At 45.8% G+C, this 12986-nt stretch carries 11 protein-coding genes; 6 read left to right on the top strand and 5 right to left on the bottom strand.

The window, feature by feature from the left end:
- Positions 1 to 138: 138 nt before the first annotated feature.
- The 4 genes from argC (at position 139) to argH (ending at position 5491) form a co-directional block, all read left to right on the top strand.
- A complete protein-coding gene (gene argC, locus AB4133_RS16085) occupies positions 139 to 1143 on the top strand; it encodes an N-acetyl-gamma-glutamyl-phosphate reductase (RefSeq protein WP_017061139.1) in 1005 nt (334 codons plus the stop codon).
- 12 nt (positions 1144 to 1155) lie between these two features.
- Positions 1156 to 1944 carry an acetylglutamate kinase gene (gene argB / locus AB4133_RS16080; RefSeq protein ID WP_017061138.1) on the top strand — a complete coding sequence of 263 codons (789 nt, stop codon included), beginning with the start codon at positions 1156 to 1158 and terminating at the stop codon, positions 1942 to 1944.
- A gap of 113 nt (positions 1945 to 2057) precedes the next feature.
- Positions 2058 to 3269: an argininosuccinate synthase gene (locus AB4133_RS16075; RefSeq protein WP_017061137.1), complete on the top strand. Its 1212-nt coding sequence runs from the start codon at positions 2058 to 2060 to the stop codon at positions 3267 to 3269.
- A 347-nt stretch (positions 3270 to 3616) separates the two neighbouring features.
- On the top strand, positions 3617 to 5491 hold the full coding sequence (argH, locus tag AB4133_RS16070) for an argininosuccinate lyase (protein WP_017061136.1): 1875 nt from the start codon (positions 3617 to 3619) through the stop codon (positions 5489 to 5491).
- A gap of 255 nt (positions 5492 to 5746) precedes the next feature.
- Here argH and AB4133_RS16065 read toward each other — a convergent pair whose 3' ends face one another.
- Positions 5747 to 5995: a DUF3624 domain-containing protein gene (locus AB4133_RS16065; RefSeq protein WP_029235423.1), complete on the bottom strand. Its 249-nt coding sequence runs from the start codon at positions 5993 to 5995 to the stop codon at positions 5747 to 5749.
- Between the two features lie 87 nt (positions 5996 to 6082).
- On the opposite strand from AB4133_RS16065, the gene AB4133_RS16060 reads away from it, so the two are divergent.
- Positions 6083 to 6430 (top strand): RidA family protein, encoded by a 348-nt coding sequence (locus AB4133_RS16060; RefSeq protein ID WP_004729674.1) that lies wholly within the window; start codon positions 6083 to 6085, stop codon positions 6428 to 6430.
- A 282-nt stretch (positions 6431 to 6712) separates the two neighbouring features.
- Here the strand turns inward: AB4133_RS16060 and AB4133_RS16055 are convergent, their stop codons facing one another.
- From AB4133_RS16055 to AB4133_RS16045, 3 genes are all read right to left on the bottom strand, one after another.
- Positions 6713 to 8179, bottom strand: coding sequence for a dihydrolipoyl dehydrogenase (locus AB4133_RS16055; protein ID WP_372225027.1), 1467 nt, complete (start codon positions 8177 to 8179; stop codon positions 6713 to 6715).
- A 273-nt stretch (positions 8180 to 8452) separates the two neighbouring features.
- Complete coding sequence (locus AB4133_RS16050) at positions 8453 to 9181, bottom strand: glutathione peroxidase (protein ID WP_017061133.1); 729 nt, start codon at positions 9179 to 9181, stop codon at positions 8453 to 8455.
- A 44-nt stretch (positions 9182 to 9225) separates the two neighbouring features.
- Positions 9226 to 9405 carry a hypothetical protein gene (locus AB4133_RS16045; protein WP_017096544.1) on the bottom strand — a complete coding sequence of 60 codons (180 nt, stop codon included), beginning with the start codon at positions 9403 to 9405 and terminating at the stop codon, positions 9226 to 9228.
- Between AB4133_RS16045 and oxyR the strand changes: the two genes are divergently transcribed.
- Positions 9404 to 10297 carry a DNA-binding transcriptional regulator OxyR gene (oxyR, locus tag AB4133_RS16040; protein WP_017061132.1) on the top strand — a complete coding sequence of 298 codons (894 nt, stop codon included), beginning with the start codon at positions 9404 to 9406 and terminating at the stop codon, positions 10295 to 10297. The genes AB4133_RS16045 and oxyR overlap by 2 nt on opposite strands.
- 111 nt (positions 10298 to 10408) lie before the next feature.
- On the opposite strand, the gene AB4133_RS16035 is transcribed toward oxyR, so the two are convergent.
- Entirely contained in the window at positions 10409 to 12970 is a 2562-nt protein-coding gene (locus AB4133_RS16035; RefSeq protein ID WP_032546261.1) for a penicillin-binding protein 1A, read from the bottom strand.
- Positions 12971 to 12986: the final 16 nt, after the last annotated feature.

Here is a 12986-nt window from a genome sequence, read left to right as displayed (position 1 = left end):
ACTATTGACAGGAAAACCATAAGTCGGTAAAACACATATTAAATCATATTTAATGCATAAGAAATCAAATAAAGCTAAAAATTAAGTATGAATAGTCAAATTTGAAATGTAACTTACCTCAAAAATGGATGTGTTGAGATGTTGAAAACCACGATCATTGGCGCAAGCGGCTACACAGGAGCAGAACTGGCTCTAATGATAAACAGACACCCTGAGCTCACGCTATCAGGTTTATATGTCTCAGCCAATAGTGTAGACGCAGGTAAACCTATTGCGGCACTGCACGGTAAGTTAGCTGGTTTGATTGATATGCCAGTACAACCTTTAACAAATCCGGAAGAAGTAGCTAAACAGTCTGATGTGATTTTCTTAGCAACGGCACACGAGGTTAGTCACGACCTAGCGCCAATCTTTCTAGAGAACGATTGCCAAGTCTTCGACCTATCGGGAGCATTCAGAGTTAAAGGCGAAAACTTCTATCAAGAGTTTTACGGTTTTGAACATCAACACGAACAATGGCTAGACAAAGCGGCTTACGGTTTAGCGGAATGGAACGAACAAGAAATTAAAGAAGCTCAGCTTGTCGCTGTCGCGGGTTGTTACCCAACGGCATCACAACTGGCGATTAAACCTTTGGTTGAGGCCAAGTTACTGGATGAAAACCAATGGCCAGTGATTAACGCGACTAGCGGTGTGACTGGTGCAGGCCGCAAGGCGACGATGGTTAACAGCTTCTGCGAAGTAAGCCTGCAAGCTTATGGCGTCTTCAATCACCGTCATCAACCTGAAATGGCTGCACATTTAGGATGTGATGTGATTTTTACCCCGCACCTCGGCAACTTTAAGCGTGGCATTTTGGCAACCATTACCATGAAATTGGCTGAAGGCGTGACAGAACAACAGATACAAGATGCCTTCGAGCAAGCTTACCAAGGTAAACCTGCGGTGAGATTACTCGAAGAGACATTGCCAAGAATTCAAGATGTAGAGCAGACGCCTTTCTGCGACTTAGGTTGGAAGGTTCAAGGTCATCACATCATCGTTGTTTCAGCGATTGATAACTTATTAAAGGGTGCATCTAGCCAAGCGATGCAGTGTTTGAATTTACGTTATGGTTTTGCGCCATTAACTGCGTTAGTGTAAGGAAATCTAGATATGAGCCTTAATAATCAACCATTAATCATAAAGTTAGGTGGCGCTGCGCTATCTTGTGGTGAAACACTTAGCAAGTTATTTGGTGCTATCTCTGCTTACCAACAACAGGCACAACGACCAATCGTGATTGTTCACGGCGGCGGTTACCTTGTTGATGATTTGATGAATAAGTTGAACCTCGAAACCGTTAAGAAAGAAGGGCTACGTGTTACTCCTTATGATCAGATCCCAGTGATCGCTGGTGCATTAGCGGGCACGGCGAATAAATTACTTCAAGGTCAGGCGATTAAAGACGGTATCAATGCCGTTGGTTTAAGCCTAGCAGACGGTGGTTTATGCAAAGTGAGCGAACTGAACCCTGAACTGGGGGCGGTAGGAAAAGCGGAGCCGGGCGACTCAACCGTTCTGCAAGCGATTCTTAATGCGGGCGCACTGCCTATCATTAGCTCGATTGGTCTGACTGAGCAAGGCCAACTGATGAACGTCAATGCCGACCAAGCTGCGGTTGCCGTTGCAGGCGCACTTGATGCTGAACTGGTACTGCTTTCTGATGTAAGTGGTGTGTTGGATGGCAAAGGTCACCTCATTCCAAGCCTTAATCAACAACAAGCTGATGACCTTATTACAGGCAAAGTGATTACCGACGGCATGATCGTTAAGGTTCAAGCCGCACTAGAAGCCGCTAACGACCTTGGACGACCAATCGAAGTTGCCACTTGGCGATACCCAGAAAAGCTAACACAACTGTTTTCAGGTAAAAGCATAGGAACACAGTTTTTACCTCAGTAGGTTTCACAACGAGTCACTACTTAAAGAATTTAGACAAATTAAATAAACATATAATTATGAAGTCATTTCCAACGCTGACCGCCATGTGCAGTATGGAAACTAGGAGAAAGAAAATGAGCAAAGTTAACGTAAAGAAAGTTGTAGTAGCCTACTCTGGCGGTCTAGACACATCAGTAATCATTCCATGGTTGAAAGAGAACTATGACTGTGAAGTGGTTGCGTTTGTTGCGGATGTTGGTCAAGGCGACGAAGAGTTGATTGGTATCGAAGAGAAAGCAAAAGCTTCTGGTGCATCTGAGTGTTACATCGCAGACCTTAAAGAAGAGATGGTTGCTGACTACATCTACCCAACGCTGAAAACGGGCGCTTACTACGAAGGTAAATACCTACTAGGTACGTCGATGGCGCGTCCAATCATCGCGAAAGCACAGGTTGAAGTCGCACGTAAAGTAGGTGCAGACGCACTGTGTCACGGCTGTACTGGTAAAGGTAATGACCAAGTTCGTTTTGAAGGCGCATTTGCTGCACTAGCACCTGATCTACACGTAATTGCACCATGGCGTGAATGGGATCTAGTGAGTCGTGAAGAGTGTCTAGATTACCTGGCTGAGCGTAACATCCCTTGTACGGCTTCTCTTACTAAGATTTACTCGCGTGATGCAAACGCATGGCACATCTCAACAGAAGGCGGCGTTCTAGAAAACACATGGAATGCACCTAACGAAGATTGCTGGGCTTGGACTGTAGACCCTGAGCAAGCGCCAAACGAATCTGAAACAGTGACGCTTAAAGTTGAAAAAGGCGAAGTGGTTGCGGTTGATGGCGAAACAATGACGCCATACAACGCACTGGTTTACCTAAACGAGAAAGGTGCTAAGCACGGTGTTGGTCGTATCGATATCGTAGAGAACCGTCTTGTTGGCATGAAGTCTCGTGGTTGTTACGAAACTCCGGGTGGCACAATCATGATGGAAGCACTGCGTGCAGTAGAGCAACTGGTTCTTGATAAAGCGGCATTCGAATTCCGTGAAGAGCTCGGTGTTAAGGCTTCTCACCTTGTATACGATGGTCGTTGGTTCACTCCACTATGTAAGTCAATCCTTGCCGCGACAGAAGAGCTAGCACAAGACGTGAATGGTGAAGTGGTTATCAAGCTTTACAAAGGCCATGCAACGGTGACTCAGAAGCGTTCTGACAACAGCCTGTACTCAGAAGAGTTTGCAACCTTTGGTGAAGATGAAGTTTACGACCAAAGCCATGCTGAAGGCTTCATCCGCCTTTACTCGCTATCAAGCCGTATCCGTGCTTTGAATAGCCAAAAGTAATCTTAACAATGAGTTAGTGAGCTAGCCTTTGATGAAAGATTGAAGGTTAGTAAACAGACATTATTATGCAAAGCCCATTCACTATTGATTAGTGAGTGGGCTTTTTACTTTCTATTTGCCTAATAAATCAGCTTCGGTTTTTCCTATCGGATGGCATATAATTCGCGCTCCACGCTAAAAATAATCAATGGATTGAACTGTTGGTGAATAAATATGTGAAAATAATGAATTAATACTTTATTTTCATTTTGAATTGCCGTAAGTTTAAACCATCAGAAAAATACTGAATCTTAATCAGAATTATCATTTGCAAAAACAGTGAGCACTGTGCAATTAGGAGATACACAATGGCATTATGGGGCGGTAGATTTACCCAAGCAGCAGACACCCGGTTCAAAGATTTTAACGATTCTCTTCGTTTTGATTACCGATTGGCTGAGCAAGACATTGTGGGCTCAATTGCCTGGTCTAAAGCTCTACTGTCGGTCAACGTATTAACAGAAGAAGAGCAACAGAAGCTTGAGTTAGCGCTGAATGAGCTAAAACTTGAGGTGATGGAAGATCCTGAACAGATTCTACGTTCTGATGCAGAAGATATTCACAGCTGGGTTGAGCAGCAACTTATCGGCAAAGTCGGTGACTTGGGCAAAAAACTTCACACTGGCCGTTCTCGTAACGACCAAGTGGCGACCGACCTTAAACTATGGTGTCGTCAACAAGGCAACCAACTGCTACTCGCGCTTGACCGTCTGCAAAGCCAAATGGTGAATGTTGCTTCTCAGCATCAAGAAACCGTGCTTCCTGGCTACACTCACTTGCAACGTGCTCAGCCGGTAACTTTTGCTCACTGGTGCTTGGCTTACGTTGAAATGCTTGAGCGTGATTATTCTCGTTTGAATGATGCGATTAAGCGTCTAGATACATGTCCGCTGGGTTCTGGTGCCCTTGCAGGAACTGCTTACCCGATGGACCGTGAAGAGTTAGCTCACAACTTAGGTTTCCGTCGTGCAACGCGCAACTCTCTAGATTCAGTTTCTGACCGTGATCATGTGATGGAGCTGATGTCGATCGCTTCTATTTCAATGCTTCACCTTTCACGTCTTGCTGAAGATATGATTTTCTACAACTCAGGTGAATCGAACTTCATCGAGTTAGCGGATACCGTGACGTCAGGTTCATCTCTGATGCCACAAAAGAAAAACCCTGATGCGCTCGAACTTATCCGTGGCAAAACTGGCCGTGTTTATGGTTCATTAGCCGCAATGATGATGACAGTGAAAGCTCTGCCTTTGGCTTACAACAAAGATATGCAAGAAGATAAAGAAGGTCTGTTCGACGCTTTAGACACTTGGAATGATTGTATGGAAATGGCTGCTCTTTGTTTTGACGGCATTAAAGTGAATGGCGAACGGACACTTGAAGCAGCGAAACAAGGCTACGCGAACTCAACCGAACTGGCTGATTACCTAGTAGCGAAAGGCATTCCTTTCCGTGAAGCTCACCATATTGTTGGTGTGACGGTAGTGGCGGCGATTGCTAAAGGTTGTGCATTAGAAGAGTTAACCATCGCAGAGATGAAAGAGTTCTCTGAGGTGATTGAAGAGGATGTGTATGACATCCTAACCATTGAATCGTGTCTTGAAAAACGTAGCGCGCTAGGCGGTGTATCACCACAGCAAGTGGCTTACGCGGTTGACCAAGCTGAGAAGCGTTTATCACAGCGTGACACTTCCATCGTGAAGGTTCGTCCTGCTCGTCTGACGGATATTGAAGCGTTGGAAGGCATGGTTGCTTACTGGGCGAACATGGGTGAAAACCTGCCTCGCTCTCGTAATGAACTGGTGCGTGATATTGGCTCATTTGCCGTCGCAGAACATCATGGTGAGGTGACCGGTTGTGCATCGCTTTATGTCTATGACTCTGGCTTAGCGGAAATCCGTTCACTGGGTGTCGAAGCTGGCTGGCAAGGTCAAGGGCAGGGTACCGCAATTGTGCAGCACTTGGTTGAGAAAGCGCGACAAATGGCCATCAAGAAGGTGTTTGTGCTGACTCGTACTCCAGAGTTCTTTATGAAGCATGATTTCTTACCAACATCGAAATCTCTGCTGCCTGAGAAGGTACTGAAAGATTGTGACCAGTGTCCTCGTCAACATGCGTGTGATGAAGTGGCATTGGAAGTGAACTTGGTAGAGCAGATAATTGCTAAGGTTAATGTTGCATAAGGCATTGATTTTATAGCTCCTAAAAAAAAGATCAAAAATCTGATCTTTTTTGGGAACAAACTAAGAAAAGCCCGGTCTATTAAAGTACCACTGCTTTTTCTTAGAATTTTCTAAGAAAGCCCTAGAATCGATTGGTTCTGGGGCTTTTTTCTATCTGCTGTTCGGGAAATGACAATAGCTCGAAAATTATGATGAATTATCGGATTGTTTAGCCCTGTCTCTAATCACTACTCTTTATCCAATAAAGACTTCCAGCTAACGTTTTTTGCCCTTTAACGGTAGCACCACAAACTTCATGACCCAATGCAACGACAGCAAGCCACTGAACGCGAAAGCGGCCATCATCAACGCGATGGCATTGATGGTTTTTGGGTCTTCTCTGAAAAACAGCCACCATACTCCCCAACTCAAAATCGACAACACCATCAGCTGATTCATGCAACGCTGGCAGCGACCGAGTTTGTTACGGATTTTTTCACTTTTATTGCAATGAATGCATGTCATCTTGGGTTTGATTCGCGTTATGCTTGTTGCCCTGATAATAACACGTCACAAGATATTGGATCACGGTGACACAGAGAGAGAAAGTCGATGATTGAGCGCCAAGAAACCAAACAACGCATGAGCCGTATTGTGAAACACAACGGCACTATCTACCTATGTGGCCAAGTGTGTGCTGATGCAACCAAAGACATCACTGAGCAAACACAGACGATGCTGGATAAAGTGGAAGCCCTACTTGAGCAAGCAGGCAGCGACAAAGAGCACATGCTGTCAGCAACGATTTACTTGAAAGACATGAAAGACTTCCAAGAAATGAACGCAGTTTGGGATGCATGGGTTCCAGAAGGCCACGCTCCAGCTCGCGCATGTGTGACTGGCGACATGGCTCGCGAAGCGCTACTTGTTGAGATCTCTGTGATTGCTGCTGAGAAGTAATAGCTAAGTCTTTAGCTACCGGCAATTGCTTCAAGAGATTCCAGATACCTCGTCCCTCGGTTCTGGAATGACGAGTTAAAGCTTGGTTTAGTTGACGCGTTGTTCTTATTGCGCTTCGGGTTTGCTCTGTATTCAAAGCAGCGTCATTCCCGAAAGCGACGAAGGAGCGTGGTCGGGAATCTATTATTTGCTCGTTGCCAAAACATAAAAAGGAAAGCCAATGGCTTTCCTTTTTAGTATCTAACGTTTGTTAACTGCTAATTGACTGGCGCTAGTCTGAGATTAACAACCAGGGCCACAATCTAGGCAGTGTTTCACCATCTCTGGGCCTAGGTGCAGTTTCGCATTCAGGTCACGTAGGGCAGTTCGTACACCCTCTTCGATTACTGGGTGGTAGAACGGCATGTCTAGCATCTCAGAAACCGTCATCTTGTTCTGGTGTGCCCATGCTAACAAGTGAGCCAAGTGTTCTGCGTTTGGTCCCATCATCTCAGCACCAAGGAAGCGGCCTGTACCTTGCTCGCCGTATACGTGCAGAATACCTTTGTTGCGCAGCATCACTCGAGAACGACCTTGGTTTTCGAAAGACACTTCACCCGTTGCGAAACAGCCACATGTGCCCAAGCGTGTGGTGATCTCTTTGTAGGTTTCACCAACCATCGCGATTTGCGGGTCAGAGAATACTGCCGAGATTTTAGAGCGGCGTAGGCCTGCACGAATCTCTGGGAAGCGACCTGCATTGTCACCCGCAATACGAGCTTGGTCTGCTGCTTCATGCAGTAGAGGCAGTTGGTTGCTCGCATCACCAGCGATAAATATTGATGGTTGTGATGTTTGTAGCGTGTAGTGGTCTGCGATTGGCACACCACGTTCATCAAGCTCTAGAGAGGTATTCTCTAAGCCAAGCTTGTCAGTGTTAGGGCGACGACCTGTTGCTGCTAGTACGTATTCAACGACGTTAGTTTCTAATTCACCTTGTTTATTGATGAACTGGATTTCGACACGTGGCTCACCCGATTCAGTGGTAATGCGCTTCATGCTTTCGATTTTCACGTCGGCATCGAGATAGAACTCTTCATTGAAAGCTTTATCTGCATAAGCCATGATCTCTGGATCAGTTACTGGGCCAACTTGACCACCCAAACCGAACAGTTTGGTCTTCACACCTAAGCGGTGCAGTGACTGACCAAGCTCAAGACCAATAACACCAGGGCCAAATACCGCAACCGATTCTGGTAAATCATCCCAGCTGAACACGTCGTCGTTAATGATCAGGCGATCGCCAAGTTCATTCCAAACGGCAGGGTATGCAGGGCGAGAACCGGTCGCGATAACAATACGCTTAGCGGTGACAACCGTGTGGTCATCAATTTGTAGCGTGTTATCGTCTAAGAATTTTGCGTAACCAGAGATCTTGTCTTGCTCTGGGATTTCATCAACACCTTCTAAAACAAAACCAACAAAACGGTCACGCTCAAACTTCACTCGGTCCATCACTTCACGGCCGTTAATCACGATATCACCTTGTGGGTGAACGCCAAAAGCCGGAGCTTTCTCGATTTGGTGTACGCTTTCCGCAGCTGCAATAAGCAGTTTAGATGGCATACAACCAACACGAGCACAGGTTGTACCGTAAGGGCCACCTTCAATCATCACGACACTGTCAGTGTGTGCTTTTGCAGCGCGGTAAGAACCTAAACCTGCCGTACCGCCCCCGATAACTGCTACATCTACATTGACTTGTTTCATAATAATTTTCTCGCAATGGCTAAATTTGGTTTGAACGAACCCCTCCAACTCTGATGATTTTTTGAGAGTCAGGATTGCGGGTCAGTTTTGTGATTCTGTTTTATTAGATTTAGCTTGTGACTCTGCTTTTATTGCTAACTATAGGTTAGTAAAAGACAGGCGAGTCACCAGCTATATTCTTTTCCCAAAACTCAGATAAGAGTGTTTGGAATAGCTAACCCACAAGAGGGTGGGTTAGCTGATACTTCTAAGCCTATATCGGCGATGAAGCGATTAGCCTAGGAAAGTTTCTAGTTCTTCACTACCACCGATGTGTTTGCCACCGATGAATACTTGAGGAACGGTAGTGCGACCAGAGATTGCACGTAGGCTTACTGTTGTTGCATCTTTACCTAGAACCACTTCTTCGTAGTTCAGACCTTTGTCGATTAGGTTCTGTTTTGCTTTCATACAGAAAGGACAGCCTGGCTTAGTGAATACTGTGATTGACTCTTGCTCTTTGTGCTCAGGAGCAAGGTAGTTAAGCATAGTATCTGCATCAGAAACCTTGAACGGGTCGCCTGGTACGTCTTCTTCGATGAACATTTTTTCTACCACGCCGTTTTTAACCAGCATGCTGTAACGCCATGAACGTTTGCCGAAGCCGATGTCGTTTTTCTCAACTAGCATACCCATGCCGTCTGTGAAATCACCGTTACCATCTGGGATGAATGTGATGTTTTCCGCTTCTTGGTCTGCTTTCCAAGCGTTCATTACGAATGTGTCGTTTACTGAAACACACAGAATGTCATCAACACCGTTTTCTTTGAATACAGAGTGTAGCTCGTTGTAACGAGGTAGGTGGCTTGACGAACATGTTGGCGTAAACGCACCTGGTAGGCTGAATACGATAACTGTCTTGTCTTTGAATAGCTCTTCAGTAGTTACGTTAACCCATGCATCACCTTGGCGAGTTGGGAATGTTACTTGAGGGATTGATTGACCTTCTTTAGATGCAAACATATTGATTTCCTTAAATAGTATTTTTAATTTTGTTCTATCAGAGCTTAACGTTTTTCTTCGCTCTGTTTCGTTTCGTTGAGCCCATTATTAGATAAATCCTTTGATAGCTCTAATCGTTTGATGTTATGGTTTTGATAGGTAAATTCTATCAATAGCATTTTTCTTTTAAATGTTTCTATTAGAACCCTTGTTCTTATTAAAACCTGAGGTAAGAGACTGATCATGAACATTCGTGACTTTGAATACTTGGTGGCGCTCGCAGAGCATAAACACTTCCGAAAAGCGGCAGAAGCGTGCTTTGTCAGTCAGCCGACACTAAGCGGTCAAATACGCAAACTCGAAGATGAAATTGGACTTCAGTTAACCGAGCGTAGTCCAAGGAAGGTGATATTTACAGAATCAGGGTTACAACTTGTTGAACAAGCCAAGCGTATTCTCAATGAAGTGAAAACTTTTAAAGATATGGCGAGTGGACACGGTGAAGCGATGACGGGGCCAATGCACATTGGTTTTATTCCAACCGTGGGTCCTTACATCTTGCCTAAGATTGTTCCTCATCTTAAAGAGAGCTTCCCAGATCTTGAGCTTTACCTGCATGAAGCTCAGACCCATCAGTTAGTGAGCCAACTTGAAGATGGCAAGCTTGATTGCTTAGTACTGGCTGCGGTTGATGAAACGGCGGTGTTCAAAGAGATCGATGTGTATGACGAGCCGTTAAGTGTTGCCGTTCCATGTGACCACGAGTGGGCTCAGCAAGACACTGTCGATATGCTGCAGCTAAATGGACAAACCGTACTTGCGCTAGGTGACGGTCACTGTTTGAGAGACCAAGCCTTGGGCTTCTGTTTTGCTGCGGGCGCCAAAGATGATGAGCGCTTTAAGGCAACCAGCTTAGAAACGCTGCGTAACATGGTCGCGGCGGGGGCGGGGATTACCTTGCTTCCTCAGCTATCGGTGCCGAAAGAGAAGCAGAAAGACGGTGTGTGTTACGTACCTGCTGTGAATCCAACACCTTCACGTCGCATTGTTGTTGCCTACCGTCCGGGCTCTCCATTGAAGGGACGTTTCGAGCAATTGGCTGAGACGATTCGAACTCAACTGGAGAAGACGGCTTAGCGCTTGAATTTAGAGCCTAGTCTGGTCAGATATAGATATATAAAAAGGGTTGATATGAATTCATATCAACCCTTTTTGTTGGTTCATGTTACTAGGTTCTACAAACCCTAGTTAGAACAGTTCTTCTACTGCTTCACCTGATGAGGTTGAGTAGATGTCATCATTGAAACGCTCAGTGATGTACTCGGTTGGCTCTGTGCCTTTCTCGAAGTACTCGAACATTGATGAGCTATCGAACTTGTTGGTCAGTAAGCCAGTTTCACGGTCGATTCGAACACGGACGATGTTCTCCGGAATTTCTTTACGCTCAGCTGGAACACCCGCTAACGCCGTACCCATAAAATCAACCCATGCAGGTTCTGCTGTTTTCGCGCCAGCTTCTGCACCAGTAATCTGATTTTTACCAAGGTTCGAGTTCGCTTTAGTACGGCCTAGGTTTCGGTTGTGGTTATCAAAACCAACCCATACCGTAGCCACCATGCCAGGGCCGTAGCCGCTGTACCAAGTATCTTTAGAATCGTTGGTGGTACCCGTTTTTCCGCCAATGTCACGACGCTTCAACGGTTGTGCACGCCAACCAGTACCGTTCCAACCCGTGCCAGCGCTCCAATCACCGCCACCCCAGATGTTGCTGTACATCATTTCACGAACAAGGAATGCGTTCTGTTCAGAGATAACTTGAGGTGCGTATTGTACTTTGGCATCCACATCTTGCTCTGCAAACTCATCAGCCATTGGGTCTGAGGTCATTTGCTGTTGGCAATCGTCTTTACAAACCACTTTTGGTGTCGCTTCAAATTCAGTCTCACCAAATGGTGTCTCAATGCGACTGATGTAGAAAGGTTCAACGTAGTAGCCGCCATTAGCGAATACTGAGTAACCTTGAGCTACTTTCATTGGCGTTAAGCTACCCGCACCCAGAGCAATGGTTTCAGAGCGCGGAACTTCATCAATATCAAAGCCAAATCGAGTTAGGTAGTTACGAGTATCATCTAGACCTACTTCGCGCAGTACACGTACCGCCATTACGTTTTTAGACTGAGCTAAGCCAATACGTAAACGAGTTGGACCCACGTAAGTCGGTGGCGAGTTCTTTGGTCGCCATGCGGTACCTTGGCTCTTATCCCATTGGTTAATCGGTGCATCGTTGATCAGTGAGGCTAGCGTTAAGCCTTTCTCAATCGCTGCTGAGTAGATAAAGGGTTTGATACCAGAACCCACCTGACGAATAGATTGCGTTGCACGGTTGAACTTGTTGTGGACAAAGTTAAAGCCACCGACCATCGACAATACCGCGCCGTTGTTCGGGTTCATTGCAACAAATGCTGTGTTCGCATTCGGTACTTGGCTTAGTCGCCATACAATCGGTGTTTCTGATTCTGCAGTCGCTGACTCTTCTGTCGGCTCTTCAGAGACTTCATCGCCGGTAACGGCTTCATGGCGAACCCAGATTTGTTCACCAACCGCCAGAATTTCTTTCGCTTGAGAAGGCGCTGGTCCTTGGCGGTTATCCGTTAGGAATTTACGCGCCCAGTTCATGCCTTGCCATTCGATAGTGCCTTCACCTTGGTTCTTAACCCAAATTTGAGCACTTTTCGAATCAACCGCGGTAACAACAGCAGGGACTAGGTCACCATAGGTTGGTTGAGACTTAAGGTGTTTAACGATTTGTTCTTGATCCCACGCTGATTGCGCAGTCTGCCACAATACTTTTTCAGCACCACGGTAGCCGTGACGCTCATCGTAGCCAAGTAGGTTCTTAATTGCGGCTTGGTTCGCTGCTTTTTGCAGTTTCGAATCAACGGTCGTGTAGACCTTCATGCCTGATGTATAAGCTTCTTCACCATAGCGTTCCACCATCCAAGCACGTGCAACTTCAGCAACATATGGCGCGCTCAGTTCGATCTCTGCACCGTGGTATTTCGAGATAAGCTCTTCGCTACGAGCGTCATCGAACTCTGCTTGAGTGATGTATTTCTCGTCTAACATACGACGCAATACAACGTTACGACGGTTAGTCGCGCGCTCAACAGAGTAAATAGGGTTCATTGTCGAAGGTGCTTTTGGCATACCCGCAAGGGTCGCAATTTCACTCAGCGTGAGATCAGGAAGATCTTTACCGAAGTAAACACGTGCTGCCGCGCCAAAACCATACGAACGGTGACCAAGGAAGATCTTGTTGACGTAAAGCTCCATGATCTCTTCTTTACTAAGAAGTTGCTCAATGTGGATCGCAATGAAGATCTCTTTGATCTTACGCATAATCTTTTTCTCATTAGATAAGAAAAAGTTACGCGCAAGCTGCTGAGTAATGGTACTCGCACCTTGTTTGGCTGAACCCGACATTGCAACCACGAGTGCTGCACGTGTGATACCGATTGGGTCAATACCTGGGTGTTCATAGAAACGGCTATCTTCGGTGGCAATCAGAGCCTCAACTAAGTGGCGAGGAATCTCGTCATAAGTGACTGGATTACGACGCTTTTCACCAAATTGAGAGATCAGCTTACCGTCTTGACTGAAGACTTGCATCGGCGTTTGGAGTTCTACGTCGCGCAAAGTGGCAACATCAGGCAACTCTGGTTTTACGTAAAAATAAAACCCGAAAATTGTACTGACTCCAAGAATCATGCAAATCAATGTAAATATGAATAATCGCTTTATGAACTTCACCGGATAATCCCTGATT

It is taken from the genome of Vibrio sp. 10N.286.52.F8, assembly GCF_041468745.1.
Classification (GTDB): Bacteria; Pseudomonadota; Gammaproteobacteria; order Enterobacterales; family Vibrionaceae; genus Vibrio; species Vibrio crassostreae_C.
The sequence above is the reverse complement of the archived record's forward strand: the minus strand, read 5'-3'. Positions and strand labels throughout refer to the sequence as shown.

Coding starts and splice junctions, on each gene's coding strand:
- AB4133_RS16060 (WP_004729674.1), top strand. CDS start 6,083: ATGATTGAGCGCCAAGAAACCAAACAACGCATGAGCCGTATTGTGAAA.
- oxyR (WP_017061132.1), top strand. CDS start 9,404: ATGAACATTCGTGACTTTGAATACTTGGTGGCGCTCGCAGAGCATAAA.
- argB (WP_017061138.1), top strand. CDS start 1,156: ATGAGCCTTAATAATCAACCATTAATCATAAAGTTAGGTGGCGCTGCG.
- AB4133_RS16075 (WP_017061137.1), top strand. CDS start 2,058: ATGAGCAAAGTTAACGTAAAGAAAGTTGTAGTAGCCTACTCTGGCGGT.
- argC (WP_017061139.1), top strand. CDS start 139: ATGTTGAAAACCACGATCATTGGCGCAAGCGGCTACACAGGAGCAGAA.
- AB4133_RS16045 (WP_017096544.1), bottom strand. CDS start 9,405: ATGATCAGTCTCTTACCTCAGGTTTTAATAAGAACAAGGGTTCTAATA.
- AB4133_RS16065 (WP_029235423.1), bottom strand. CDS start 5,995: ATGACATGCATTCATTGCAATAAAAGTGAAAAAATCCGTAACAAACTC.
- argH (WP_017061136.1), top strand. CDS start 3,617: ATGGCATTATGGGGCGGTAGATTTACCCAAGCAGCAGACACCCGGTTC.
- AB4133_RS16050 (WP_017061133.1), bottom strand. CDS start 9,181: ATGTTTGCATCTAAAGAAGGTCAATCAATCCCTCAAGTAACATTCCCA.
- AB4133_RS16055 (WP_372225027.1), bottom strand. CDS start 8,179: ATGAAACAAGTCAATGTAGATGTAGCAGTTATCGGGGGCGGTACGGCA.